A 25,902-nucleotide genomic window follows, 5' to 3' on the forward strand; every position below is an offset into this window, starting at 1 on the left:
GCGGATTCCGGGTGTTGGATGCGGAGCGGAGGATACGGTGCCAGAGGCTGCTGTGACGGAGCCGTCGCGGGTCCGCGCGTCCATTCAGCCGGATGTCGATTCCGGTCGGGCGGCGGCAAGCAGCGAGGCGGGGCGGGCATCGGCTGCCTGCACCACCCGGGCGAACCCCGAGGCTTGGGCGTGCGCGACAAGCCGCGCGCTGGCGGCGACTACCCAGGCTTCGCGCAGGCGCGCGCGTGCCTGCGGTGGGAGTGCCTGCAGGGTGCGGTCCAGCGCCTCGCCGCTGCTCAGCGGCAGGATCCACGGCGCCGGCAGCTCCATCAGCCGGGCGATGCGCGCTGGCGACGGCGGTGTCGGCAGGCGGGCGTAGACGTCGGCGCGGTGCAGACGGGCGCCGGCGTCGCGCAACGTCTGTGCGATCACGCCTCGTCCGCCCGGCGCCGTGACCAGCCCGACGCCGCGACCCCGGATGTCCGACAGTTCGGGCAACGCCAGCAGACCTTCGCTGTCCATGCGTGCGGGCGCACGAACGCCGACGATGCCGGCACGTTCGAGTGCAGTTGCAGTGCCGGCGCCGACTGCCAGCCACGATTGCGCGTCACGCGCGACGAGGGTCTGGAGTGCGGCTGCGGCGGCGACCGCCGGCGGGCTGGTGAAGACCACGACGTCGGCCGCGAGTGCGTGCTGCAAGGTGTCGCGGGTATCGGCGTCATCGGGATGGACGATGCGCCAGGGCGACAGCGCGAAGGTGCGTGCGCCGAGGCGTGCAGCCTCGCGGCGCAGGCCTGAATGTGCACCGGCCGGCCGTAGCGAGATGACGTAATATCCCGCCAGTTGCGGGAAAGCCGGCGCGGCATGCATGCGGCAAGCTTGGTGGCTGCGGTGTTGCGGCGCAAGCCGGACGATCCCCGCCCCCACAGGATTCCGCATGACGCTCGACGATTCGCTCCGCGCCCTCGAGGCTTATTACGGTTCGATGCCGCCTGTCGCGGCGATGGACGTGTCCGTCGCCGGTTACGACGGCGATTCCCTACGCCTGCACGCGCCGCTGTCCTCGCACGTCAACGACAAGGGCTCCGCGTTCGGCGGCAGTCTGGTGTCGGTGATGACGCTCGCGGCCTGGGGCCTGGTGACGTTGCGCGTGGAACAGGCCGGTCTCGATGCCGAGGTCTACGTGGCCGATTCGACGGTCCGCTACCGCGCGCCGCTGCTCGGCGATCTCGAAGCCGAAGCCACGCTCGACGAGGCTGGCGACTGGTCGACGTTCGCGCGCACGCTGCGCGAACGTGGACGCGCACGCGTGGCGCTCACCGCGCGCATCGCACTGCCGGATGGCAGCACGGCGACCGAGATGCAGGCGCGCTACGTGGCGATCCGGCGGCCGACGGCCAACGCCTGAGGCGGGCGTCCGCTGCGGCACGCGCGACGTGACGCGGCCGGATTGCTGAAGGCGCGCACCGTGGCACTTGCGCGCGGCATCGCCGTTGCCAAGAATCCGCGCTCCTCTCCTGTGCCTGCGATCCCCGGGGTCGTCCCATGCGCCATCCGTGTATGACCTGTGGGGCCTGCTGCAGCCAGTACCGGGTGTCCATGCACTGGATGGAGACGGATGCGTCCGGCGGCGTCGTGCCGCATGCGCTCACCGAGGTGTTCGGCCCGCATCAGGTCGTGATGCGCGGCACCTGGGAATCGCAGCCGCGCTGCGTGGCGCTCGATGCCGAGATCGGCACGTTCTCGCGGTGCACGATCCATGCGGTCCGGCCGCAGGCCTGTCGTGACGTGCAGGCGTCGTGGGAATCCGGTGCGGCGAGTCCACAATGTGACCGTGCGCGCGTCGCGCATGGCCTGCCGGTGCTCAGCGCGGCGGACTGGATGCCAGCGATCGAGATGGTGCTGGTCGATGCGGGCGTGTCGGCGACGTCTTTCGCTGGTGCGTCGATCGCGCACGCAGGTGCGGCGCCGATCGCCTGAATGCAGCAGCGGTCCGGATTCCGGGTGTACGGCATCCGGTGGCCCGTCCAGCACACCTGCACGCATCGCGTGCATCCGGGTCTCAGACCGGATTCGTGTCCAGGAACGTGCGGATTGCCGGCACCAGCACCGCGTGCTTGTCTTCGAGCACGTAGTGGCCGGCATCGTCGAACGCCATCACTTCGGCCTGCGGCAGGGCCGCGCGGAAACCGGCAAGGAAGTGGTGGTCGAATACGAAGTCCTTGAGGCCCCAGCCGATGAAGGCGGGACGGTCGGCGTATTCGGGCAGACGCTTGCCGGCGGCCTCCAGCAGCGGCCACGCGCGGTCCTTCGCGCCGAGCGGGATGTCCTGCATGAAGCGCACGGTGCTGATGCGGTTGGCCCAGCTGTCGTAAGGCGCGACGTAGGCGAGGCGCACGTCTTCCGGCATGCGCGTCTCCACGCCCTGCCGCGATGCACCGGCGGAGAACGCATTGAAGCCGCGGATGATCCACTCGCCGACGGTGTAGTCGCGGCCGAGCGCGATCTGCCACGGCATCGGCTTCTCCGTGGGCAGCGGGAACGCCGCAGTGTTGGTGATCACCAGGCGCTTGACCTGCGGCATGTGTTCCAGCGCCCAGCCGAAGCCGATCATGCCGCCCCAGTCGTGCACCGCCAGCGTCACCGGGCCGTCGACGTCGATGCCGAGGTGCGCGAGCAGGGCGCCGATGTCCTCGACGCGAGAGGACAGGGTGTAGTCGTAGCGCGGCAGCGCATTGGGCGCATCGTCGGGCTTGTCCGACCAGCCCATGCCGATATGGTCCGGCACGATGCAGCGGTAGCGGTCACGCAGACCCAGCACGAGATGGCGCCAGTAGTAACTCCATGACGGATTGCCGTGCAGCATCAGCACGATCTCGCCGTCGCGCGGGCCCTCGTCGAGATAATGCATCTGTACGCCGGGGCGGGCTTCGAAACGGTGGCCTTCGAACGGGTAATCGGGGAGCTGCACGGCTGCAAAGACCAGGGGCTGCGATGAATACGTTGCATTGTAGACGGCGGATGCCCAGGGTCCGAAAATGGTCGCCAACACCGTCTTCACCGCGCTGAAGCTTCGATGCACTAAGTGCGTTGGGAGACGGAGTCGGCCGCCGCATCGGCGTATGCTGGAAATATGAATACGACAGTACGCAAGCTCGATACAGGTCACGAAGATCTGCGTCATGTCTTGCGTGCCGGGACCTCGGATCTGCATGCGCGTGTCGATGCACATTTCGCCGATGGTCTGGGCACGCCGGACGCGTATGCGCGCTATCTGGTGGGCATGCATCGCTTCGCTGCGGATTTCGAAACGGTGATCGGGGCGGTGCCCCGTGCGTCCTACTGGTTGGCCGTTGATCTCAACGACCTGTCGCTGGCGCCATTGCCACCTGTCGGCGTACGCAGTTTTGTCAGTGACGCGGACGAGCGGCTGGGTTGGGAATACGTGATGGCCGGCAGCAGTCTGGGCGCGCGTCATCTGCTGCGCGGCGTGCAGGCACAGGGCCACACGGAACAGACCGGTGCGCGGTTCCTGGCGCGCCACGCGGGCGGCACCGAATGGCGCAACGTGCTCGATCGTCTGACCGCACGCTCGGCGTGTGCCGATCTGCCGCGCACGCATCTGTTGCAGGGCGCGCGCGATGCCTTCCTGCTGGTCCACTCGTGTTTCCAGCGCAGTTTCGACGCGGTGCCCGCCCCCCGAGAGGAGCCAGCTCTATGAACCCAGCGCTTGAACGCGCACTCCAGGAATGCGCCAACGAACCGATCCATCTGTCGGGCGCAATCCAGCCGCATGGCTATCTGATCAGCTGCCAGTTGCCGGACTGGACGATCCGTCACGTCTCCGCAAACATCGAAACGCTGATCGGCGCGACACCCGAGGAAATGCTGCGGCACACGCTGCGCGAGTTCCTGACCGACGACCTGATCCAGGCGGTTGCCGAGACGATCGGTTTCGGTGAACCCGGCGCGCCGCCGCAGCGTGCGGCGGTGGGCAACATCGGCCCGCTGGCGAACCTGTGCGACATCAGCGTGCACGTGGCCGATGGTCTCGTGCACATCGAGATCGAGCCGCAGCCGCGCAGCACCGGCGAGCGTTCGCCGACCGTGGTCGCGCAGACGATGATCGCGCGTGTCGCCGGCAGCGACGACATCCACGACTTCAACCAGCGCGTCGCCGAACAGGTGCGGCTGCTGACCGGCTACGACCGCGTCATGGTCTACCGCTTCCGTCACGACGATGCCGGCGAAGTGGTCGCCGAATCGCGTGATTCCGCGCTGCCGTCGTATCTGGGTCTGCGTTATCCGCAGTCCGACATCCCGGTGCAGGCGCGCACGCTGTATCTGCGTAACCGCATCCGTGTGATTCCGGACGCGACCTATACCCCCGTGCCGATCCTGCCGGACCGCGACGCTCATGGCGGCGCGCTCGACCTGGCACAGATGTCGCTGCGCAGCGTGTCGCCGGTGCATCTGGAATATCTCGCCAACATGGGCGTTGCCGCGTCGATGTCGATCTCGATCGTCGCCGGTGGCCGCCTGTGGGGCCTGATCGCCTGTCACCACCGCGTGCCGCGCCGCGTGCCGCCTGGCGTGCGCGCCGCAGCGGATCTGTTCGGACTGTTCGTGTCGATGCGTGTCGCCTCGCGTGAGCAGCAGGACGCGGTATCGCTGGAGGACAGCGCACGCAGCGTGCGCGACACGCTGGCACTCCGTCTCGACAATGCCGCCGATCCGCGGCTTGCGTTGCAGGGCGAACTCGATCTGCTCAACCGCGCGATCAGCAGCGACGGCGTCGGCCTGGTGCAGGCGGGGCACTGGTACAGCGCGGGCCGTGCGCCTGACGAAGCGCGTCTGCCCGGTCTGCTGGACTGGCTGCGCCGCAGCAACACCGGTACCGGCGCGGTCAGCACCGAACGCGCTGCGGACTGGAGCGATGGGCGCGACGAGGCCGACGGTCTTGCCGGCGTGCTGGCGTTGCCGCTGGATCTCACTCGCGACGAGTGGCTCTTCTTCTTCCGCTGCGAGCAGGTGGAAGAGGTGCGCTGGGCAGGCAGCCCGGACGAGCCGTTTCTGGTCGATCACGACGGCGGCAAGATCGGCCCGCGTGCGAGCTTTGCCGCGTGGCACGAAACCGTGCGTGGCTGCAGCGCGCCGTGGAGCGATGGTGATCGCCGTGTCGCCGGCCGCCTGCACATGATGCTGCGCGAGCGCTACCGTCGCGGCGCGCGGCATGCCGAGCTCGGCGACATCCATGCACATCGCGTGCGTCTGAATGTCCGCGAGCAGCAGACGCGCCTGCTGCAGCTCTCTGAACTGCTCGACGGCCTGGTGCACGTCAGCCCGCAGGAAGCGTCACAGCTGTCGGACCGGATCAACAAGCTCGAGAACGAGCTGCAGTCCTTGATCGGCACGACGACGGCGGTCAGCGCGAACTGAGCGTCACTGTCGCCGGCACATGAAAAAGGCGCCCTCGGGCGCCTTTTTCGCAGGTCACGGTGCAGGCTCAGCCGACAGGCAGGCCGTGCGTACTGCGCACCTGGCTGATGCGTGCCTGCACGTCCGCATCCACGCCGTCGCGTTCCGCGCGGTCGAGGATGTTGCCGAGCACGCGCCGTTCTTCGGCGTCGATCACCTGGTCGCGCAGGGCGAGACCCAGCAGATGGTCGAGCTCGTCCAGCGACAGGCGGCCGTCGTCGGCGAAGGCTGGAATCGCGGCCAGCGCCAGCTGCAGGTGATCGGGAAGTCGGTGCGGCATCGGGCGTCCTTGCGATGAGCGGTGGATCAGCGGAGCGTGGCGCTTACCACTCGACCTCGGCCATCGTGCAGTTCAGGCCCGAACCGATACCCAGCAGCGCGATGCGGTCGCCCTTCTTCAGACGGCCCAGTTCCTTGAGCTTGCTCAGCACGATCGGCACCGAGGCCGGGCCGATGTTGCCGTGCTCGCCGAAGATCGTGTGGACCTTGCTCGGATCGATGCCGAAGGACTGGATGAAGGCGCCGGTGTGCACCTTGCTGACCTGGTGGATCACGAACTGGTCGAGCTCGTCGACCACCCAGCCCATCGCCTCGCGCGCGGCGACGAAGGTCTTCTGCGCGAGCTTCATGCCTTCCATCAGCAACATGCGGGTATCGGTGACCATGCGGTCGAGGTTGCCGCGGCACAGGGTGTTCCACTCGGTCGCCGAGCGCGTGACGCCGCCCTTGTAGCGCGGCGCGTCGGGCAACAGGTCGGCGCGTGCGAGCACCATCGCCGCCGAGCCGCAGCCCAGGGTCAGCGTGGCCAGCTCGTTGCGGAAATCCTCTTCGGTCGTCTCCGGGCGCAGCAGACGCTCGATGGTCTTCTCGTAGGCGAGGTTCGCGGTCTCGCCGTCGACGATCAGCGCGTAGTCGATCTCGCCCAGCTCGATCATGCGGCTGGCGACATCCATGCCGTTGACGAACGCGAGGCAGGCATTGGCCAGATCGTAGTTCTGGCAGGTGTCCGGAATCCCGAGGTTGCCGCCGACGATGCTGGCGGTGGACGGCTCGAGGTAATCACGGCTCACCGAGGTGTTGACCAGCAGGCCCAGCTTGCCGACGTCGATGCCGGCGTCGTCCAGCGCCTTGCGGCCGGCCATCGTCGCGGCGTCCGAGGCCTGGACCTCGTCGTCCCACAGGCGACGGGCGTGGATGCCTGCGATGTCCTTGAGCACGTCGGTCTTGATGCCGAGGCGGTCGATGGTCGGCTTCAGCCTTGCATTGATGTCGTCGCTGGTCACGCGGTTCGGCGCATCGACATGGGCGAGGCCGGCGATGGCGACGTTCTTGAAGAGCATGGGCTGGCCGCCGGATCTGGCAAAGGAGCCGCATAGGTTACCCGCTTCGGCGGGGTGACGCATGACGGGGGGATCACGCAAAACCCGGCGCACGGCGCGGCGCGACGGGTTTCGTACCGGTCCCACGCATCTGCGGCGCCTGCGTGGAACCGGAGCGGGCGTCCGCTCAGCCTTCCGGTGCAGCGCCCAGCAGATCCAGTGTCGTGCGCAGCATCGCGCGCACGCCGACCGCCAGCGCGGCCTCATCGGGCGCGTAATGCGGCGAGTGGTTGATCGGCATCGTCGCCGGATCCTGGCCCGCGGGCGTGGTGCCGACGAAGAAATACGCGCCGGGCACGACGTTGGCGAACTGCGAGAAATCCTCGGCCACCGTCACCAGCGGCATCTCGACGACGTTGTCGGCGCCTACCGCGGCCTGCAGCGACGGCAGCACGCGGCGCGCGAGTTCGGGATCGTTGACCGTGGCCGGTGCGTTGTTGACGACATCGAGCTTGGCGGTCGCACCGGCGGCATGCGCGTAATCGGTGGCGATGCGGTCGAAGCGCGTGATGACATCCGCGCGCACGGCGTCGTCGTAGGTGCGCAGCGTGCCGACCAGACGCGCGTCGTCGGGAATGATGTTGAAGCGCACGCCGCTCTGGAACTGGCCGGCGGTCAGCACGACCGGTGCATTCACCGTATTGATCTGCCGCGCGAGCATGCTCTGCGTCGCCAGCAGTACCTGCGCGCCGACCGTGATCGGATCGACGCCGTCCCACGGCCGCGAGCCGTGCGTCTGCTTGCCGGTGATCGTCAGCGACCACTCGTCGGCGCTGGCCAGCGACGGCCCGCTGCGGAAGCCGATCTGTCCGGTCTGCAGGCCCGCCCACACGTGCAGGCGAGGATCGCGTCCGGCTTCCCATCGTCGAACACGCCCTCGTCGAGCATGCGCTTGGCACCGAAGACCTCGCCGGGCTCCGGCGGACCTTCCTCGGCCGGCTGGAAGATGAAGACCACTTCGCCGGCGAGCTGTTCGCGCATGCCGGCCAGCGCTTCCGCCACGCCCATCAGGATCGCGACGTGCATGTCGTGGCCGCAGGCGTGCATTACGCCGACCTCCTGCCCGCGATAGGTCGCACGCGCGGTCGAGGCGAAGGGCAGGCCCGTCTGTTCGGTGACGGGCAACGCGTCCATGTCCGCGCGCAGCGCGATGCGCGGGCCGGGCCTGCCACCCTTGAGCACGGCGACGACACCGGTCGGGCCGATGCCGGTGCGCGACTCCAGACCGAGGCTGCGCAGATGCTTCGCCACCACGTCGGCGGTGCGCGTTTCCTGGTTGCCGAGTTCGGGGTGCTGGTGCAGATCGCGACGCCAGTCGACGAGCTTCTGCGTCAGTGCCGCGTCGGGCGCGGCCGCCGCAGCCGGAGCGGCGCAGGCCAGCGCGAGTGCGAGGCCGAGCGGCAGCGAATGGAATTGGATGCGCATGGGGGCGGTCCAGAAGGGAGGCCCGACATCATAGTGTCGCGACAACCGTCAGATGCCGGTCCGCACTTGCCCTCGACACACAGCACAGCGTTGCTTCGCTTGCCAGAACGGCCGGTCCTGGCAAGCGAAGCGCCTTGCGCTGTGCGCCGATTGCGGCGTGCGCCCTGCGACATCTGACGATTGCCGAGACACCATCGCCTGCGACACGGATGCCGCAGGCGAGTGGCGATGCAGACACGCGCGACGGACTCGCCGCCGCGCGTGCCGCGATGGGCTTACTGGCCCGAGTAGGTCGCGATGACGCTGACGCCCTGATAGCCCCCGGTGCCGCCGACGACGCGCACGAAGTAGCTGTCGTTGAGCGGAATCGTCACCTGCACGCTCTGCGTGGTGCCCGGGCGCGAAGAGGTCAGCGCGGCGTTGCTGCCATCGAGCGCCGGCGAACGACCGACGCGCACCAGCAGCTTCGCCTGGCCACGACCGCCATAGGTGCGGATCTGCAGGTTGCGCGCACCGGCCGGCACGTCGATGCGATACAGCGTGCCGGCGCCCGCGGCCGCCGAGATGCCGTTGACCGGCACGGTCTTCGCCATGCGGACCGCGGTCGGCTCATCACCACCGGCTGCATTGCCGGCACCGCGCGCGGCGGCCTTGGCGGCATCGAGAATGCCCACGCCGATCTGGCGCAGCGGACGCACCGGGAAGTCGCGCGAGGTCTGGGTCAGGATCTCGCGCATTTCCTGCGGTGTCGGCACCGGACGCCCGGCCTGCATCGCCGCGCTGATCACCAGCGCCGCGACACCGGCCACGTGCGGGGCCGCCATCGAGGTGCCGGCCTGGCCGACGTAGGCCGACTCGCCCGGCGTGGTCAGTCCGCGGTTGCCGGCCGACCACACGAAACCGGTGCGTGCCGTCGGACCGCTGGTGGCGTCGTTCGGATACACGCCGCCACCCGGCGCCGACAGCGCGATGTTGGCGCCGAAGTTCGAGTACACCGCGCGTGCACCGGAAATGCCGGTCGCGGCCACGTTGATGACGCCCGGGCAGCTGGCCGGCGTGAACGACGAGGCATCGCTGTTGCTGTTGCCGGCCGCGACGATGACGGTCGTGCCGCGCTGGCGGGCCGAGGCGATCGCCTGGCCGTAGGCGCTGTCGGCTTCGCAGACGCCGAAACCGCCGAGGCTCATGTTGATGATCTCGGCCGGGTTCTGGTTGGCCGGCACGCCCGGCACGCTGCCGCCCGAGGCCCAGACGATCGCATCGGCGATGTCGGCCGTGGTGCCGCCGCAATGGCCGAGCACGCGCACGGGCAACACCTTTGCGTCGGGTGCGACGCCGGCCATGCCGACACCGTTGCCGGTGATCTGCGCGATCGTGCCGGCGACATGACTGCCGTGCCAGCTGCTGTTGGTCTGCTCGCCGGGGAAGACGCAGCCGCCGTTCTCGGCGAGGAAGCGGTCTTCGGTATTCCAGTCACCGGTGTCCCAGCCGCCGGGCGCACGGCCATCGGTCGCGCGGCCGGAGTTCAGTGCGTTGCTGATGAAGTCGTAGCCGGCATCGGCCAGCGAGGTGTCGAGATCGGGGTGGGCCAGGATGCCGGTGTCGAGCACCGCGACCACCACGCCCGCGCCGCGGCCGTACTGCCAGGCGTTGAGGATGTCGATGCCGCCGCGGTTCGCGTAGCCCGGATCCGGCGCCAGCGTTTCGAGCGTGCCGTCGGGTGCACGGAAGTGCCACTGCACGTTGAAGCCGGGGTCGTTCGGGGTTGCCGCCGTCGCCGCGGGCACGGTGCGCAGACGCTGCCAGTAGCGGTTGGGTTCGACGTGCGCAACCGACGGATCGGCAGCGAGCGTGCGCATCAGCGTGTCGAGTTCGCCATCGGACAGGCGGCGGTTCGGACGCACCAGATCGGCGCCGATCGCCAGACGACGCGTCGATGCGAGCGCCGGCGCCGCGGCGCGGTGCGTGGCGTTGAACTGCGACGTCGTGGCCGGTGCACGCAGGATGCGTTGCATCGTCGCCGCGCCGGTGGTCGCATTGCGGCGTTCGGCGGTGCCGGCCTTGTAGGTCACCAGCAGGCCGTCATAGGCGACGCGCGGTGATTCGGGATCGGCGGTGGACATGATCGACAGCGGCGCGGTCGGCGACGCGGCCAGAGCGGGGGCCACGACGGCGCCGAGCGCGGCGGCCAGCAGGCCACGATGGAGAACACGGGAAGACAGGGACATGGATGCGATTCCTGGAAGAAGGGATGGAAGAAAAGAGGTGCCTGTCGTTACCAGCTGAAGCCGCCGCCGACGCCGACCGAACTTTCGGAGCCGGACATCGAGCCGCCGATCGACACGCTGGCGCGGTTGTCGCGGAACGCGCGCTGGTAGCCGATCGCCAGCGCTTCTTCGCCGCCCTGCTGGCCGATGCCGACGCCGATGCGGTTGGCGCCGGACAGGCCTGCGCTGTTGACCGCCATCTGCGACATCGCCGTGCCCATCGCGCCGATCTTGTCGACGCGACGATCGACCCGCTGGAAGCGGTCGTCGACGCTGCTGCGGAAGGCGTCGAAATCGCTGCGGTTGAGCGCGCGTGCGAACACGTCGTCGGTGTAGCTGCGCGCGCTGTTGAGCGTGGCAGTGTCGCCTGCGGTGGCATGCGCCTTCGCGTCGGCCAGCGTGCGGGTGTCGCCGGCATCGGCGTAGGTGCGGCTGGCGGTGGCGCTGCTCTGCACCTGGCCGACCGTCGCCGCATCGCTCACGGCCACACCGTCTGCAACGTTGGTGACGCGGCGCTGGTTGCCCGCGCTGCCCACCGATACCGTGTTCGCCGCATCGGCGACCGAACCCTGGCCGATCGCCACCGAACCATCGGCGCTCGCGACCGCACCCGCACCGATCGCGGTGCCGCCGCTGCTGGCCTGCGCATCGCTGCCGACCGCGGTGCTGCTCGGCGTGGTGGCGACGCTGCCGGTGCCGATCGCCAGACCATCGCCGGTGCCGACCGGCACGCCGCCGGTCCCGATCGCATCGAAGCGTGCGCGGATCGCATCGAACTGGCGGTCGACGGCGCCGAAGGCATCGCCGGCCGAGCCGAAGCTGCTGCCCTGGATCGTGTACGACGGACCGGTGAAGCCGGTTGCCGTCATCGCCGCACCGCCGCCCAGCGCCTGCGCGAACGCGGTGCCGACGCCGAACACCTGGCCGCCGTTGACCGCGTCCAGACTGCCGGCCGCGAGTGCACCATCAGCGACGTTGCGCAGCGTGGTGCCGCCTGTGCCGGCGAACGTCACCGCGTCCTTGCTGGCGATGTCGTCGTACTTCACTGCCGCCGCATCGAGCACGCCGACGTCGCCGCCGACGGTCGCGATCGCGGTGTCGAGCTGGCCCTTGTTGACCGCATCGGTCGCGAGCACGCCGTCGGCCACGTTGACCAGCTGACGCTCGCTGCCGACGTCGCCGATAGACACCACGTTGTCGCGATCCGATACCGACGACGCGCCCAGCGCGACGCTGTTGATGCCGGTCGCAGTGGCGTTGTAACCGAGTGCGAGGCTGCCGGCTTCCAGCGCGAACGCGCCACTGCCGAGCGCGGTCGCGCCGACGCCGTAGGCCGCCGAGGTCGCGCCGACCGCCGTGGCGTATTCGCCGCTGGCGTAGCTGCCGGCGCCGAGTGCGCTGGCTTCGCTGGCGAGTGCCAGCGCATTCGCACCGGCCGCGAGGCTGCGCGTTGCATCTGCGTGGCTGTCGAAGCCGAGCGCAGTCGCGTAATCCGACAGCGCCCACGAGGCCGCGCCGACGGTGGTGCTGCCGAGGCCATTGGCCTGGGTCGGCACACCGCCGTTGCTCGCGCCGATCGCCACGCTCTGCTGGCCGGCGGCGAGTGCGCCGTCGCCCATCGCGATGCCGCCGTTGCCCGTTGCGCGCGCGTCGCTGCCGAGTGCCAGCGCTGCGAAGCCCGTTGCGTTTGCGTATGCGCCCAGGCTGGTCGCGCCGAAGTTGCTGGCCTGCGCGCCGTAGCCGATCGCGATGGCTTCGATCTCAGTTGTCGTCGCTGCACGGCCGATGGCGATCGCGCCATCGGCGTCGGAGAACGCAGTCGCGCCGACCGCCACGGCATCGTTGCCGGTCGCACGCGAGGACCAGCCCAGCGCCGTCGACGTGCCGCCGGTGGCCGTCGTCGCCGCACCCAGTGCGATCGATCCGAAGCCGGTGCTCTGCGCGCCGTCGGACTCGCCGAACTCGCTGCCGAAGAACGTGCCGCCGATGGCGATCGCGCCGGTGGCGCTGGCGAGCGAACCGTCGCCCATGGCGATGGCGGCCGCGCTGGTCGAGCGTGCGCGACTGCCGATGGCGACGGCATCGCCGCCGCTCGCATCGGCGCGCGGACCGGCCGCGATGGAACGTGCGCCTGCGGCGCTGGCGACATCGCTGCCGTCACCCGCGCCATTGGCGGAGAAGTAGGCCTGTGCTTCGCTGCCCGCGGCGATCACCGCGTCGAGCTGGCGCTTGTTGACGGCGTCGGTCGCATCCACGCCATCGGCGAGATTCACCAGCTGGCGTTCGCCATCGACGCTGCCGATCGACACGACGTTGTCGCGATCCGCCGACGAGGCCGCGCCGAGCGCGACGCTGTTGATTCCGGTCGCGGCGGCGTTGTATCCAAGCGCGAGGCTGCCTGCTTCCAGCGCAAAGGCGCCGTTGCCGAGCGCGGTCGCACCGACGCCGTAGGCCGCCGATGTTGCGCCAACCGCCGTGGCGTATTCGCCGCTGGCGTAGCTGCCGGCGCCGAGTGCGCTGGCTTCATTGGCGAGCGCGAGCGCATTGGCGCCCGCGGCGAGGCTGCGGGTCGCATCCGCATGGCTGTCGAAGCCAAGCGCGGTCGCGTAATCCGACAGCGCCCACGAGGCCGCGCCGACGGTCGTGCTGCCGAGGCCGTTGGCCTGGGTCGGCACGCCGCCGTTGCTCGCGCCGATCGCGACGCTCTGCTGGCCGGCCGCGAGTGCGCCGTCGCCCATTGCGATGCCGCCGTCACCCGGCGCGCGTGCGTCGCTGCCGAAGGCCAGCGCCGCGAAGCCGCTGGCGTTTGCGTAGGCGCCCAGGCTCATCGCGCCGAAATTGGTTGCACGGGCGCCGTAGCCGATGGCGACGGCTTCGATTTCGTTGGCCGTTGCCGCGCGGCCCATCGCGATCGCGCCGGCGGCTTCCGCATACGCGGTTGCACCCACAGCAACGGCGTCGCTGCCGGTCGCACGCGACGACCAGCCGAGCGCCGTCGACGTGCCGCCGCTGGCTTCGGTCGCCGCGCCCAGCGCGATCGCACCGAAACCGGTGGCCTGCGCGCCATCGGACTCGCCGAAGTCGCTGCCGAAGAACGTGCCGCCGATGGCGATCGCGCCGGTGGCGCTGGCGAGCGAGCTGTCGCCCATGGCGATGGACGCCGAATTGGTGGAGCGTGCGCGACTGCCGATGGCGACGGCATCGCCGCCGCTCGCATCGGCGCGCGGACCGGCTGCGACCGAACGCGCGCCGGTGGCGCTGGCATCGTCGCTGCCGTCCTGTGCGCCGTTGACGGCGAAGTAATACGCGGCCGCATCCAGCGAATAGGCCGCGACGACGCGGTCGTACTCGGTTGCATTCACATCGGCATCGGCATCAGCGTCGGGATCGGTGGCCTCGGACGTTGCGGTGTCGCGCGCGTCGTCGGTGGGCGCTGCGTCGGACGCGGCGCTCGCGACGGGCGCGGGCGCTGCCTGTGGCGCGGCGATGGCATGACCCGACAGGGCGAGCAGCAGGGCCGCCGACAGCAGGCCGGGACGCAGCGTGCGCCGGGCATTAGGGCGGGAAGAAGGAGTGCGCGGCGTGGACATCGTCTGGCTTCCGGTTGCGGCGGGATGACGGCGCCGTGACAGGCGCTGGGTCCCCGATCTAAGCCGTTGCCATGGCGGTCGCTCAATGCACCGGAACTCTCCTCCGACTTACACTCGACTCTCATCTGCAGTCGGGGCGTCGCCCCGGGACACGTCATCCCCATGTCGCACGCGTCGCCCCTCGTCGCCCCCGGCCGTCGCCTGGCGGCATGGCTGCGCCGGGTGCCGATCTCCGACCCCGTCGATCGCCGCAACGCGCCCGCGCTGCAGGTGCTGCTGCTGTTCCTCGGCTTCGAGATCCCGCTCAACAAGGGCTATCACCTGCTCAGCGGGCACATCTCGATGACCGGGCCGCGGCTGTTCGTGGATCTCGGCACCGATGTCGCGATTGCCGGCGCGGCGTTCTTCGCGGTCTGGATGATCCGTCGCGGTCGCCTGCGCCAAGGCATCGCCGCATTCCTGACGATCCTGATGAGTTGCGCGGTCGCGGCGAACATCGCGTTCGGCTACCAGCTGCAGGCCTTCGATCCGTATCCGATGGTGATGCTGACCACGGCCGCGCTGGTGATCGGGCGGCGCGCGCTGTGGATCGTCTACGCCTGCATTCCGGTCGTGTTCGCGCTCGGCATGGCCAGCCCGTGGGGACTCGGCCCGGCGCGCACTGACAGCGCGTTCCAGAACCTGCCGTCGCTGGCTTTCAGTTACCTGATGATCGCCATCGTGCTCGACCGCACCGTCGCCGCTCTGCGCGAAACCCTGTGGAAAGCGCAGCGCAGCGCGCAGCAGCTGCGCGAGCAGATGATCGAGCGCGAGCGCATGCGCGAACGCATGCTGCATATGCAGAAGATCGAATCGGTCGGCCATCTGGCCAGCGGCGTGTCGCACGACTTCAACAACGTGCTCGGCGCGATCGTCGGCTACACCGCCGAGCGGCATCGCCTGGAGGAACTCGATTTCGATCCCGAGCCCGATGCGCGTCGCATGGGCGATGCACTCGAAGGTATCGAAATCGCGGCGCAGCGCGGCATCGCGCTCAGCCGCAAGCTGCTGAGCTTCAGCCGGCGCGAACTCGCGGTGCCGGCGCGCTTCGACGCGGCGCAGGCGCTCGCCGATCTGGTGCCGATGCTGCGGCAGCTGTTCGACGGCCGCGTCGACGTCGTGCTCGATCTGCCCGACACGCGGGTACCGGTGTTCCTCGATCGCAGCCAGCTGGATCTGGTGATGCTCAACTTCGCCGCCAACGCGCGCGATGCGATGCCCGGCGGCGGTCGCTTCGGCGTCACCCTGCGCGACACCGGCGACGGCTGGGCGCGCATCGTCGTCACCGACACCGGCCAGGGGATGCCGCCCGAGGTGATGCGTCAGGCCTTCGAACCGTTCTTCACCACCAAGCCAGCTGGCGAAGGCACGGGCCTGGGTCTCGCAGTGGCGCGCGAGATGGCGCAGGAAGCAGGCGGAACGCTGACCGTCGACAGCGCGCCCGATCGCGGCACGCGCTTCACGCTGCAATTGCCGCGCGTGGCCTGAGAACCCATTCAAGGGCCGTCGCGAGCGCCGTCAGCTGGCAAGCGCAGCAGAGCGGCTCAGCCGCCGGGGCGCAGCACGTAGCCCTCACCACGCACCGCATCCAGCGGCAGCGCCAGTCCGGTACGATCGAGCACCTTGCGGCGCAGGCGGTGCAGCAGCACGTCGAGCCGGTGCGGATCGGCGCCGCTTTCATCGCGCGCACGACCGGGCGCGGCGTCGAGCATGGCCTCGCGGGTCACCAGCTGATCGCGCTGCGCCCACAGCGTCTGCAGCACGTGGCGCTCGGACCCGGTCAGCGCCATCGACTGGCCGTTCGGCGCGAACAGACACCAGCCGTCGGGTTGCAGTTGCCAACCCTCTTCGGCGACCTGCGGCGCACGCGACAGGCGCCGCGCGAGGCTGAAGATCGTCGCGGCGAGGATGTCGATCTCGACCGGCTTGACCAGATAGGCATCCGCGCCGCCGCTCAGGCCGCGCAGCCGGTCGGGCGGTTCGCCACGCCCACTGAGGATCACGATGCCCAGCCCCGGATGCGCGGCCTGCAGCGACTGGGTGACGGTGAAGCCGTCGCTGTCGGGCAGGCCGATGTCGAGCACCACGATGTCGACCGGCGCCTGCGGCAACAGCGCCGCGAGCGCGGCGGCGGTACGCAGCGGACGTACGTCGAGGCCATGCCGGCGCAGCCCGGGCACCAGCACGCGGTCGCGCAGGACATCGTCGTCTTCGAGCAGGGCGACGCAGAGCGGACGGTCGGCGCCGGCATGCTCTGGCGGCGGATCGTTGGTCATGGACGGCGGTGTGACGGGCGGTGCGATGGTGAAGGTCCGGACTGCGGGCGGGCCGGATCGGCCACCCTTTCAACGCCATCAGCTTGTGCCCGTGTCCGCGTGCTGGCAAGCACACGGACGCACGCGACAGCAGGACACGGGCGTACGCCGTGCAGTGACAGAAGATCCGACACCGCAGGAAAACTATCGTCTGAAACCCGCGGCGGCGACTTTTTCCGCGGTGTCCTTCGCGCACACTGCTTTCCGCAACTCGGGAGGGCCGATGCGCAGCAAACTGTTCGTGCCGGGCGTGCGCCCGGACCTGTTCGGCAAGGCCTGGAACGGCCTGGCCGATGCGGTCTCGTTCGATCTGGAGGACGCCGTCGCCGACGCGCGCAAGGCCGAAGCGCGCGCCAATGTCGCCGCATTCCTGCAGGCGCAGACGCGCGGCGCGGGCGCGCCACTGGCGATCGTCCGTATCAATGCGCCGGACTCGCCCGAATACGATGCCGACCTCGCCGCCGTGCTGCCGGCCGCACCCGATCTGATCAATCTGCCCAAGACCGACAGCGCCGACGACGTGCGCGCGGCGGTCGCGCGGATCGAAGCGCAGGAAGCTGCGCTCGGGCTCGCGCCGTCGGCCGGACTGCTGCTCAACATCGAGACCCCGCGTGCGCTGCGCAACGCGGCGGCGATCGCCAGCGCACATCCGCGCGTGGCCGGTCTGCAGCTGGGACTCGGTGACCTGTTCGAACCCGGCGGTATCCATCGCGTGCCGGCGCACGTACAGGCGGTGATGCTGCAGGTCGCGCTGGCCGCAGCCGAAGCCGGTGTGTTCGCCTGCGACGGTGCGTGGGCCGATCTCGGCGACGACGCAGGCTTCGAGCGCGAAGCACAACTCGCGCGGCAACTGGGCTTCGTCGGCAAGAGCTGCATCCACCCGCGCCAGGTGCCGCTGGCGCACGCGGTGTTCGCCGTCGACGCCGACGAGCTGGCCCGCGCACAGCGCATCGTCGACGGCGCTGCCGACGCACGCCGCGAAGGACGCGTGGTCTGCGTCGTCGACGGTCGCATGATCGATGCGCCTTATCTGCGCCGCGCCGAACGGGTGCTGGCCCAGGCCGATCGCGACGCACGCGCCGACGCTGCATCGCCCACATGAGTCTCCGCGCCCCGACCGCACGCCGCGAGACCGCGCGCACGCCCGACACCGGAATCACCCGCATGCCGAATCCGTTCCTGCGCCGTCTGCTGCAGACCGCGACCCTGCTGTGTCTGTCGCTGCTCGCGCCGCTGGCCGCGCAGGCCGACAGTCTGACCGCCGTCGACGGTCGCGACCTGCCGGCATTGCCGGCCACCGCGAACGTGCAGGCGCTGTTCGTGCTCGACGACCGGCCGCTGGTGCTCGCCGCGGATGGCGCCTGGGTGCTCGCGCAGGACGGCAGCGCCTGGCGTCCGGTCGCATTGCCCGACGCGCTTGCAGGCGCGCCGGTCGTGTCGAGCGCGACCGGTGGCGGACGCGCGTTTCTGCTGCCCGCGCCGGACGGCAGCGTCACGCGCCCGGTCACGCTGGCGTGGCGCGGCGAGACCCTAGTCGCACAGCCGCTGGCTGCACTGCCCGAACCCCTGCAGCAACCGCAGGCCGCGATACTGGGCGACACGCTCTACGTGGCCGGTGTTGCCGCCGACGGCAGCCCGCGTCTGATGACGCTCGCGCAGGCCGGCGCCTCCACCATCGCGACCTGGCAGACGATGGACGTCTGGCCGGGCGGCGCCGCGCCGGTGACGCTGGCCGCGCAACGCGCGGGCCTGTACCTGACCAGCGCCGATGGCCACATGCGCCGCTGGGTCGCCGATGGCGGCTGGAGCGATCGCGGCCGCATGCCGGGCGCGGTGCAGGCGGGCGTCGCCCGGTCCATCGGCCAGGCGCACATCCTGTACCTCGTGCGCAGCGCGCCGGACGCGGCGGCGGACCTGCGGCTGTTCCATACGATCACCGATTCGTGGGCAGCGCTGCCCGCGACGCTTGCGGGCAATCCGCGTCTGGCCACCGGCTGGCGCAACGGCCTGTTGTGGGCCGACGGCGACGGCGCGCAGCTGCGCCTGCACAGCGAAACCCTGCGCTCGGGCCAGCATCTGCTGCACTGGATCGACTGGCTGGTGATCGTGGTCTATCTGGTCGCGATGCTCGGCATCGGCGGCTACTTCTATCTGCGCGGCCAGAAGGGGTCGGAAGCGGAATTCTTCATGGGCGGCCGCAGCATTCCGTTCTGGGCCGCGGGCGTGAGCCTCTACGCGACCAACACCAGTTCGATCAGTTTCATCGCGATTCCCGCCAAGGCCTACGAGACCAACTGGCAGTACCTGACCAACAATCTGGTCGCGGTGCTGGGCCTGATGTTCGTCGCGGTGTGGATCGTGCCGCTGCTGCGCCGGCTGGATCTGATGTCGGTGTTCTCGTATCTGGAAACGCGCTTCCACCCGGCGATCCGCATGCTCGCCAGTGCGCTGGCGATCCTGATGCAGATCGGCAGCCGGCTCAGCGTGATCCTGTTCCTGCCGGCGCTGGCGATCGCGACGATCACCGGCATCGATGTGGTCTGGAGCATCATGATCATGGGCGGCTTCACCATCATCTACACGGTGATGGGCGGCATGCGCGCGGTGGTGTGGACCGACTTCGTGCAGGTGTTCGTGAAGATGGGCGGCGCGATCTTCGCGATCATCTTCATCCTGATGTCGCTGGGCAGCGATCTCGACGCGGTGCGCGAAGCGGTCGCCGTGCAGGAGAAGACCAAGCTGCTCGATTTCAGTTTCGATCTGACCAAGGCGACGGTCTGGGGCTTCATCTTCCTCGTCGTGTTCGACGTCGTGCTGACCTTCCCCAAGGACCAGGTGCTGATGCAGCGCTCGCTGGCGACCAAGTCCGACAAGGAAGCCGGCCGCTCGATCTGGGTGTTCGCCGCGATCATGATCCCCGGCGGCTTCGTGTTCTATTCCATCGGCACCGCGCTGTGGATGTACTACCGGCAGAATCCCGAGCGGCTCGATCCGCTGCTGCCGATCGACGCGACCTTCCCGCTCTTCATCGCCGCCGAACTGCCGGTCGGTGTGACCGGCCTGATCATCGCCGGCATCTTCGCCGCGGCGATGTCGACGCTGTCGAGCATCATCAACAGTGTCGCCACGCTGCTGTCGGTGGACTTCTACGATCGCCTCGCGAAGACGCCGACCGAGCGCGGCAGCGTGCGTTTCGCCGAGTGGATGACCGTCGTCGTCGGCCTGATCGGCATGGGCCTGGCGCTGCTGCTGTCGCGCTTCGACATCCACTCGCTGTTCGACGTGTCGATCGAACTGGCCGGGCTGCTGGGCGGTGGTTTCGCCGGCGCCTACACGCTGGGCATGTTCACCCGGCGCGCGAATTCGCAGGGTGTGGCGATCGGTATCGGCGCGGCGATCGTGCTGACCACGCTGGCGTGGTCGTTCAATCTGGTGCACCCGTACTTCTATCTCGGCATCTCGATCATGTTGTGCATCGTGATCGGTTACCTGGCGAGCCTGCTGTTCCCGCCGACGCAGCGCTCGCTCGAAGGCCTGACCATCCACGACCGCAAGCCGGCGCTCGAAGCCACCTGATCGCCCGACCCCTGCCGTCCGGCAGGGGCGCGGCGCCGCGGGCCGGGCTACTGTCGCGCCACGCCCGGTCCAAGGCCGTCCCTCGACGGCCCCGCGCGCACCGCCAGGTCACGCGAAGGAGCGCGTGCCGCCCGCACGGAGATGACATTTGGACACGCTGTTCCTCTACACCTTCGTCAACGTCGTCGACCGCGGTTCGATGGCGGCCGCGGCGCGCTTTCTCAACATCACCCCGGCGGCGGTCGCCCAGCAGATCCGCACCCTGGAACGCGAACTCGGCGTCGGCCTGATCGCACGTGCCGGGCGCACGGTCTGCGTGACCGAGGAAGGCGCGCGCATCCTGCAGCGCACGCGCGACCTGCTGCGCGACGTGTCCGACCTGCGCAGCGTCGCCAATGACCGCGCGGTCGCCGGCGAACTGCGTCTGGGCGCCTGCCCGACCGCGCTCGCCGGCATGCTGCCAGACGTGCTCGCGCGCATGGTCACCACGCTGCCGCAGATCAACGTCTTCATCAAACCCGGTTACTCGGCCGAGCTCTACACCGAAGTGGAGCAGGGCAATCTCGACGCGGCGATCGTGCTGCAGGCGCCGTTCGCGCTGCCCAAGACCTGCAACTGGGAAGTGCTGCGCGAGGAGCCGCTGGTGGTGCTGGCGCCGCAGCACATGGCGCATCGCGATCCGCACGAACTGCTGTCGAGCGAACCGCTGATCCGCTACGACCGCCACCAGTGGGGCGGCCGGCAGGCCGACGATTACCTGCGCCGCGTCGGCATCACGCCGCGCGAGCGCTTCGAACTCAACGCGCTCAATGCGATCGCGGTGATGGTCGATCGCGGGCTCGGCGTGTCACTGGTGCCCGACTGGGCGCAGCCCTGGCCGGCCGGTGTGCGGCTCGCGCGCATCCCGCTGCCGGAGCCTGCGGAGCCGCGTCGCATCGGCATCGTCTGGTCGAATGCCAGCGTCCGCAGCCGGCTCGTGGCGGCCCTGCGCGAGGAGTGCCGGGCGACCGCACGGCGCCATGTCGACGAGGCCGCATTGCGCGAGTGATTAATGCTGCATAGCAGCAAACATTTTGTGCGATCGCAGGCAATAAAAACTGTCGTTTGAACATACGTGCAGGCGGTTCATCCGCATCGCACGCGCACCTAGTCTTCGCGCCAACGTACCGGAAACGCGCGTGGGGAGGCGCCGTTCCATGCGAACCCGTCCTGCCGCAGCCCAATGCGATCGCAACACCACGTCCACCGGCCGTCCGCACCCCGTCACCGGGGGCCCACGCATCGCACAGCCCGAAGAGAACACACCATGATCAAGCCGCTTTCCGCCGCGATCGGTTGCATCCTGCTGGCCGCCGCCGGCGCCGGACACGCGCAGCAGGCCGACAGCGCCACCGCCGACGATGCCCGTCGCGATGCCAAGACCCTCGACCGCATGGTCGTCACCGGCACGCGCGTGGCGACGTCGATCGACAAGATTCCCGGCGCGATCAGCCTGGTATCGCAGGAGCAGGTCGCGCACACGCTGGCGATCACCGAGGACGCGACCGCCGTGCTCGCGCGCACCGTGCCCGGTTACGCCGAGTCCTCGCAGGCGATGAGCAACACCGGCGAGACGCTGCGCGGGCGCATCGCACTGCGTCTGTTCGACGGCATTCCGCAGGGCTCGCCGCTGCGCGAGGGCGGACGCAACGGCACGTTCACCGACATGGGTCTGGTCGGCCGCATCGAGGTGATCAACGGACCGTCGGCATCGGAAGGCATCGGCGCCGCGGGCGGCATCATCAACTACATCTCCAAGGTGCCGACGGTCGAGGGTCACGAGACCCAGCTGACCACGCGTTACTCGACGCAGTTCGGCACCGACAGCAGCGGCTGGAAGGTCGGCCTGAACCACGCCTACAAGGGCGATGCCTTCGACATGCTGGCCAGCGCGTCGTACATCGACCGTGGCATTTCCTATGACGGCAACGGTCGCCGCATCGGCATGAACACCAGCGGTTCGGTGTCGGATTCCGAAGCGCGCAATCTGTACTTCAAGGGCGGTTGGAACTTCGGCGAAAGTCTGGAACAGCGTCTGCAGTTCAGCTACAGCGACTTCAAGATCGAAGGCAAGGCGAACTACATCCAGGTGGAAGGCTGCCGCCCGGATCCCGTCGATTGCCCGGTGCCGACCACCAATACCTCCGAGCGCGGCGCGATCGCCGGCGCACTCGCCGAGATCAACGATTTCCGCCAGGCGGCCGTGAACTACAGCCACGGCGACCTGTTCGGCGGCACGTTCACCGCCGACATCTACTGGGCCGACCAGGCGATGCGCTATCTGCCCGAGGACGGTGATGACCGCCAGCTGGTCAAGGTGGACGACAACTTCAACGAAGCCGACCGCATCTTCGACCAGTCCGAGATCGTGTCGAAGAAGCGCGGCCTGCGCACCTCGTGGACGCGGGGCGACCTGTTCTCGGTCGAAGGCCTGCAGCTGCGCACGGGCGTGGACCTGGTCGAGGACGAGGCCGCGCAGCGGCTCGCGATCACCGATCGCCTGTGGGTGCCGCCGATGCAGTACTCGAGCCTCGCGCCGTACGCGCAGCTGAGCTGGGACATCGGTCCGGTCACCGTCAGCGGCGGTGTGCGTCACGAGGACGGCAAGCTCGACGTCGACAGCTACACCACCACGCCGTTCCGCAACAGCGTGTTCGTGCAGGGTGGTGGCCTGGAATACTCGGAGACGATGAAGAACATCGGCGCGATCTGGCGCGTCACCGATGACTTCTCCACCTTCGTCAGCTACGGTGAAGGCTTCGGTCTGGCGAACATCGGCATTCCGCTGCGCAACATCAGCGTGCCGAACCAGTCGGTCGACCGCATCGCCGATCTCGACCCGATCATCGTCACCAACCGCGAAGTGGGCTTCAACTGGGCCGGCACCGATGCGTCGTTCGGCGCGTCGTACTACGACTCGCGCTCGCCGTTCGGCACCTCGCTGTCGATCGATCCGGTCACCAACGATTTCGTTCTGGCGCGTGCGCCGGTGCGCATCAAGGGCTTCGAGGCCAACGGCGAGTTCCGCTTCAACGAACAGTGGAAGGTGTCCGGTATCTACTCGCGGATCCGCGGCAAGACCGCGTTCTGGTCGTCGGCGCCCAACGGCGACTACAACGCCGGCGAACTGAACAAGCCGCTGGGCGTGCTCGACGTCAATCCGGACAAGATCGCGCTGTCGGTCACCTGGAAGTTCATCCCGACGGCGGACGTCACGCTGGGCGCGACCACGCTGCTCGATCGCGACCTGTCCGGCAGCGACGTGCGCAGCTTCGACAACCGCAGCTTCAGCTACGTCGAGAACACCGAGGGCTATACGCTGTTCGATCTGGGCGTGAACGTCGACACCGGCCGCTACGGCAAGCTGACGGTCGGCATCGAGAACCTGTTGGACAAGCAGTACATCCTCAGCTGGTCGCAGGTGCCGGGCTTCCAGAACTACTGGGCCGGTCGCGGGCGGATGGTGTCGTTGACGCACACGATCACGTTCTGATCGATGCGATCGGATGAGATGGCCCCGCGTGGTGCGGGGCCTGCGTGCGGGATGCGGGAGATGCAGGTGCAGGCAGCAGACAGGACGCGATCGCGTCGCGCGAACGGTGACGGGCGACGGCTGCGTGTGCGTCTGCAGGTGATCGCGCTGGTCGCCTGTGCGTGGCTGGCGCCGGCGATCCCGGTGTATGCGGTCGAACCCGCAGCGACGGATGCGCCCGTCGCACGCTGGCAGACGCTTGATGCGTTCGTCGACGAAGCGGTGGGCCCCGGCGGTTACACCGGCGCCGTGGCGTCGGTGTGGCAGGACGGCCAGGCGCCGCACGTGCATGCCGCTGGCACACGTGATCTCGCCGGCACCGGGCCGATGCGTGCGGACGCGATCTTCCGCATCTACTCGATGACCAAACCGATCGTCTCGGTTGCCGTGCTGATGCTGGTCGACAGCGGAGACATCGGACTCGATGACGACATCGCCCGGCATCTGCCGGCGTTCTCGCAGCTGCGGGTGCTGGATGAAAGCGCCGCGCAGCGTGCACCAGCTCGTGTGCTGACGATCCGTCATCTGCTGACCCACACCTCCGGCATCGCCAACAGCGAGAGCGCGGCATTGCGTCTGCGCGAGGCGGCGGGCCTGGACGATGCCCCGGATCTGGACGTGTACGTGCAGCGGCTCGCCGCAGTCCCGCTGCAGCACGATCCCGGCACCGTGTTCGCCTACGACGGCGCCGCGACCAATGTCCTGTCGCGGCTGGTCGAGGTGGTCTCCGGTGAGCCGCTCGACGCGTTCCTGCGCACGCGGCTGTTCGTCCCTCTGGGCATGGTCGACACCGGGTTCTCGGTGCCGGCGGAGCAGCGGGTCCGCGTGGTCGACATCACCACGACCGGCGACGACGGCGAACTGCGCATCGCCGACGGACCGAGTGCGACGACACCCGGCGCTGCGCTCAATCCCTACACGAGCGGCGCCGGCGGGTTGTACTCGACCGCTGCGGACTACCTGCGCTTCGCCCGCATGCTGCTCGGCCGCGGCGCGCTCGACGGCACGCGGTATCTGCGCGAGGACACCGTCGCGATGATGCTGCGCAACCAGCTCGGCTTCCTCGACGCGCCGCATACGAGCTTCAGTGCGTACGAAGGGTTCGGCCTGGGTGTATCGATACAGCTCGATCCGGCCGCGCGAGGGCGTCTCGGGCCACCGGGACAGGTCGGCTGGTCGGGCGCGGCGTCGACGTACTTCATGATCGATCCGACGCGCGACCTCGTCGCGATCCTGCTCGCCCAGCATCTGCCGCGGGACGTGGCCGGCGATCCCCCGCGGCTGGCGACGCCGTTCTACAACCTCGTCCAGCAGGAGGCTGCACCATGAGCACGGGTCGCGTCCTCGTCGCCGGTTCTGCGAATCTCGATTTCGTCGTGCGTGCCGCGCATATCCCCGCGCCCGGTGAGACCGTGCTGGGCCGTGATTTCCAGACCTTCCCGGGTGGCAAGGGTGCCAACCAGGCCGTCGCCGCTGCGCGCGCAGGCGGTGCGGTGACGCAGATGCTGCTCGCCCTCGGCGACGACGCGCATGCCGTGCCGGTCGAGACCTCGCTGCGCGACGCGGGGGTCGCACTCGACATCCGCCGGCAGTCCGCACACGCGACCGGCGTCGCCTTCATCTGCCTGTCCGACGGCGCGGAGAACGCGATCACCGTCGCGCCGGGCGCCAACGCCGCGCTGGTTGCCGGCGATCTGCCTGATCTGGCCGGCGTCGACACGCTGCTGCTGCAGCTGGAGACGCCCATCGAGGCCGTCACCGCCTGGGCCACGCGTGCGCGCGAGTCGGGCGTGCGGGTCGTGCTCAATGCGGCACCGGCGCGTGCGTTGCCGGCGTCGCTGCTGCGCCAGGTCGATGTGCTGATCGTCAACGAGGGCGAACTGGCGATGCTCGCCGGCGATGCCGACGATCTCATCACCGCGCTGAAAGGCGTGGAAGTGCCCGTCGTCGTCGTGACCCTCGGCGCGGCCGGCTGCATCGCCCGTGAGAACACCCGCCTGCACCTGCAGCCCGCATTCCCGGTGGCTGCGGTGGACACCACCGCTGCGGGCGATACCTTCTGTGGTGTGTTCGTGGCGGCGCTCGCGCGCGGCGAAACGCTGCAGGCCGGTCTGCGCGCGGCAGCTGCCGGATCGGCACTCGCATGCACCGCGCTCGGCGCGCAGTCGAGTGTGCCTGTCCGCAGCGACGTCGACGCGCTCCTGCGCGGCGATGCCGATGCCGCAGGTCTCGATGCACTTGCCGCACGTTGCGCACTGTCGACTGTCTGAC

General features: G+C 69.3%; 18 protein-coding genes and 1 pseudogene. 11 read left to right on the forward strand and 8 right to left on the reverse strand.

All coding sequences use genetic code 11. From position 1 onward, the window contains the following. Positions 1 to 84 precede the first annotated feature (84 nt). The gene (locus AC3A4E_RS02490) at positions 85 to 861 is read right to left on the reverse strand and encodes a uroporphyrinogen-III synthase (RefSeq protein ID WP_487629996.1); all 777 of its coding nucleotides are present in this window, start codon (positions 859 to 861) and stop codon (positions 85 to 87) included. Positions 862 to 928: 67 nt separating this feature from the next. Between AC3A4E_RS02490 and AC3A4E_RS02495 the strand changes: the two genes are divergently transcribed. Continuing rightward, positions 929 to 1,399, forward strand: coding sequence for a YiiD C-terminal domain-containing protein (locus tag AC3A4E_RS02495; protein ID WP_232136357.1), 471 nt, complete (start codon positions 929 to 931; stop codon positions 1,397 to 1,399). A gap of 137 nt (positions 1,400 to 1,536) precedes the next feature. Continuing rightward, on the forward strand, positions 1,537 to 1,971 hold the full coding sequence (locus AC3A4E_RS02500) for a YkgJ family cysteine cluster protein (protein ID WP_487629997.1): 435 nt from the start codon (positions 1,537 to 1,539) through the stop codon (positions 1,969 to 1,971). Positions 1,972 to 2,053: 82 nt separating this feature from the next. Here the strand turns inward: AC3A4E_RS02500 and AC3A4E_RS02505 are convergent, their stop codons facing one another. Continuing rightward, positions 2,054 to 2,902: an alpha/beta fold hydrolase gene (locus AC3A4E_RS02505; RefSeq protein WP_487631996.1), complete on the reverse strand. Its 849-nt coding sequence runs from the start codon at positions 2,900 to 2,902 to the stop codon at positions 2,054 to 2,056. 222 nt (positions 2,903 to 3,124) lie between these two features. Between AC3A4E_RS02505 and AC3A4E_RS02510 the strand changes: the two genes are divergently transcribed. Both AC3A4E_RS02510 and AC3A4E_RS02515 read left to right on the forward strand, forming a co-directional pair. After that, the gene (locus AC3A4E_RS02510) at positions 3,125 to 3,712 is read left to right on the forward strand and encodes a biliverdin-producing heme oxygenase (protein WP_487629998.1); all 588 of its coding nucleotides are present in this window, start codon (positions 3,125 to 3,127) and stop codon (positions 3,710 to 3,712) included. Further along, entirely contained in the window at positions 3,709 to 5,430 is a 1,722-nt protein-coding gene (locus tag AC3A4E_RS02515) for a GAF domain-containing protein (protein WP_487629999.1), read from the forward strand. Before AC3A4E_RS02510 ends, AC3A4E_RS02515 begins: the two co-directional genes overlap by 4 nt. A gap of 67 nt (positions 5,431 to 5,497) precedes the next feature. On the opposite strand, the gene AC3A4E_RS02520 is transcribed toward AC3A4E_RS02515, so the two are convergent. The 5 genes and pseudogenes from AC3A4E_RS02520 to AC3A4E_RS02540 all read right to left on the reverse strand — a co-directional run bounded on the left by AC3A4E_RS02520 (position 5,498) and on the right by AC3A4E_RS02540 (position 14,130). Beyond that, positions 5,498 to 5,749 carry a hypothetical protein gene (locus AC3A4E_RS02520; protein WP_487630000.1) on the reverse strand — a complete coding sequence of 84 codons (252 nt, stop codon included), beginning with the start codon at positions 5,747 to 5,749 and terminating at the stop codon, positions 5,498 to 5,500. Positions 5,750 to 5,792: 43 nt separating this feature from the next. Beyond that, on the reverse strand, positions 5,793 to 6,809 hold the full coding sequence (locus AC3A4E_RS02525) for a 3-oxoacyl-ACP synthase III (protein ID WP_232136347.1): 1,017 nt from the start codon (positions 6,807 to 6,809) through the stop codon (positions 5,793 to 5,795). Positions 6,810 to 6,975: 166 nt separating this feature from the next. Continuing rightward, a pseudogene (locus tag AC3A4E_RS02530) lies at positions 6,976 to 8,183 on the reverse strand (amidohydrolase). A gap of 365 nt (positions 8,184 to 8,548) precedes the next feature. Further along, entirely contained in the window at positions 8,549 to 10,501 is a 1,953-nt protein-coding gene (locus tag AC3A4E_RS02535) for a S8 family serine peptidase (protein WP_487630001.1), read from the reverse strand. Between the two features lie 47 nt (positions 10,502 to 10,548). After that, positions 10,549 to 14,130 (reverse strand): YadA-like family protein, encoded by a 3,582-nt coding sequence (locus AC3A4E_RS02540; protein ID WP_487630002.1) that lies wholly within the window; start codon positions 14,128 to 14,130, stop codon positions 10,549 to 10,551. 162 nt (positions 14,131 to 14,292) lie between these two features. Here AC3A4E_RS02540 and AC3A4E_RS02545 point away from each other — a divergent pair, with 162 nt between their 5' ends. Beyond that, positions 14,293 to 15,657: a sensor histidine kinase gene (locus AC3A4E_RS02545; RefSeq protein WP_487630003.1), complete on the forward strand. Its 1,365-nt coding sequence runs from the start codon at positions 14,293 to 14,295 to the stop codon at positions 15,655 to 15,657. A gap of 56 nt (positions 15,658 to 15,713) precedes the next feature. Here the strand turns inward: AC3A4E_RS02545 and AC3A4E_RS02550 are convergent, their stop codons facing one another. Continuing rightward, on the reverse strand, positions 15,714 to 16,445 hold the full coding sequence (locus AC3A4E_RS02550) for a response regulator transcription factor (RefSeq protein ID WP_487630004.1): 732 nt from the start codon (positions 16,443 to 16,445) through the stop codon (positions 15,714 to 15,716). A 262-nt stretch (positions 16,446 to 16,707) separates the two neighbouring features. Between AC3A4E_RS02550 and AC3A4E_RS02555 the strand changes: the two genes are divergently transcribed. The 6 genes from AC3A4E_RS02555 (at position 16,708) to AC3A4E_RS02580 (ending at position 25,901) form a co-directional block, all read left to right on the forward strand. Next, on the forward strand, positions 16,708 to 17,586 hold the full coding sequence (locus AC3A4E_RS02555; protein ID WP_487630005.1) for an HpcH/HpaI aldolase/citrate lyase family protein: 879 nt from the start codon (positions 16,708 to 16,710) through the stop codon (positions 17,584 to 17,586). Further along, positions 17,583 to 20,060: a sodium:solute symporter family protein gene (locus AC3A4E_RS02560; protein WP_487630006.1), complete on the forward strand. Its 2,478-nt coding sequence runs from the start codon at positions 17,583 to 17,585 to the stop codon at positions 20,058 to 20,060. Before AC3A4E_RS02555 ends, AC3A4E_RS02560 begins: the two co-directional genes overlap by 4 nt. Before the next feature lie 148 nt (positions 20,061 to 20,208). Further along, on the forward strand, positions 20,209 to 21,108 hold the full coding sequence (locus AC3A4E_RS02565; RefSeq protein WP_487630007.1) for a LysR family transcriptional regulator: 900 nt from the start codon (positions 20,209 to 20,211) through the stop codon (positions 21,106 to 21,108). 258 nt (positions 21,109 to 21,366) lie between these two features. Next, on the forward strand, positions 21,367 to 23,592 hold the full coding sequence (locus tag AC3A4E_RS02570) for a TonB-dependent receptor (protein WP_487630008.1): 2,226 nt from the start codon (positions 21,367 to 21,369) through the stop codon (positions 23,590 to 23,592). A gap of 126 nt (positions 23,593 to 23,718) precedes the next feature. Continuing rightward, a complete protein-coding gene (locus AC3A4E_RS02575) occupies positions 23,719 to 24,960 on the forward strand; it encodes a serine hydrolase domain-containing protein (RefSeq protein WP_487630009.1) in 1,242 nt (413 codons plus the stop codon). Beyond that, positions 24,957 to 25,901 carry a ribokinase gene (locus AC3A4E_RS02580; protein ID WP_487630010.1) on the forward strand — a complete coding sequence of 315 codons (945 nt, stop codon included), beginning with the start codon at positions 24,957 to 24,959 and terminating at the stop codon, positions 25,899 to 25,901. Before AC3A4E_RS02575 ends, AC3A4E_RS02580 begins: the two co-directional genes overlap by 4 nt. The last annotated feature ends 1 nt before the right edge of the window (position 25,902 follow it).

The sequence above is a fragment of the Luteimonas sp. Soil_N_1 genome, from assembly GCF_057656255.1.

Bases quoted from the DNA above. Each gene is read 5' to 3' on its own strand.
- AC3A4E_RS02515 (WP_487629999.1), top strand. From the start codon at position 3,709: ATGAACCCAGCGCTTGAACGCGCACTCCAGGAATGCGCCAACGAACCG.
- AC3A4E_RS02540 (WP_487630002.1), bottom strand. From the start codon at position 14,130: ATGTCCACGCCGCGCACTCCTTCTTCCCGCCCTAATGCCCGGCGCACG.
- AC3A4E_RS02550 (WP_487630004.1), bottom strand. From the start codon at position 16,445: ATGACCAACGATCCGCCGCCAGAGCATGCCGGCGCCGACCGTCCGCTC.
- AC3A4E_RS02520 (WP_487630000.1), bottom strand. From the start codon at position 5,749: ATGCCGCACCGACTTCCCGATCACCTGCAGCTGGCGCTGGCCGCGATT.
- AC3A4E_RS02500 (WP_487629997.1), top strand. From the start codon at position 1,537: ATGCGCCATCCGTGTATGACCTGTGGGGCCTGCTGCAGCCAGTACCGG.
- AC3A4E_RS02545 (WP_487630003.1), top strand. From the start codon at position 14,293: ATGTCGCACGCGTCGCCCCTCGTCGCCCCCGGCCGTCGCCTGGCGGCA.
- AC3A4E_RS02560 (WP_487630006.1), top strand. From the start codon at position 17,583: ATGAGTCTCCGCGCCCCGACCGCACGCCGCGAGACCGCGCGCACGCCC.
- AC3A4E_RS02495 (WP_232136357.1), top strand. From the start codon at position 929: ATGACGCTCGACGATTCGCTCCGCGCCCTCGAGGCTTATTACGGTTCG.
- AC3A4E_RS02580 (WP_487630010.1), top strand. From the start codon at position 24,957: ATGAGCACGGGTCGCGTCCTCGTCGCCGGTTCTGCGAATCTCGATTTC.
- AC3A4E_RS02555 (WP_487630005.1), top strand. From the start codon at position 16,708: ATGCGCAGCAAACTGTTCGTGCCGGGCGTGCGCCCGGACCTGTTCGGC.
- AC3A4E_RS02570 (WP_487630008.1), top strand. From the start codon at position 21,367: ATGATCAAGCCGCTTTCCGCCGCGATCGGTTGCATCCTGCTGGCCGCC.
- AC3A4E_RS02510 (WP_487629998.1), top strand. From the start codon at position 3,125: ATGAATACGACAGTACGCAAGCTCGATACAGGTCACGAAGATCTGCGT.
- AC3A4E_RS02505 (WP_487631996.1), bottom strand. From the start codon at position 2,902: ATGCATTATCTCGACGAGGGCCCGCGCGACGGCGAGATCGTGCTGATG.
- AC3A4E_RS02490 (WP_487629996.1), bottom strand. From the start codon at position 861: ATGCATGCCGCGCCGGCTTTCCCGCAACTGGCGGGATATTACGTCATC.
- AC3A4E_RS02535 (WP_487630001.1), bottom strand. From the start codon at position 10,501: ATGTCCCTGTCTTCCCGTGTTCTCCATCGTGGCCTGCTGGCCGCCGCG.
- AC3A4E_RS02525 (WP_232136347.1), bottom strand. From the start codon at position 6,809: ATGCTCTTCAAGAACGTCGCCATCGCCGGCCTCGCCCATGTCGATGCG.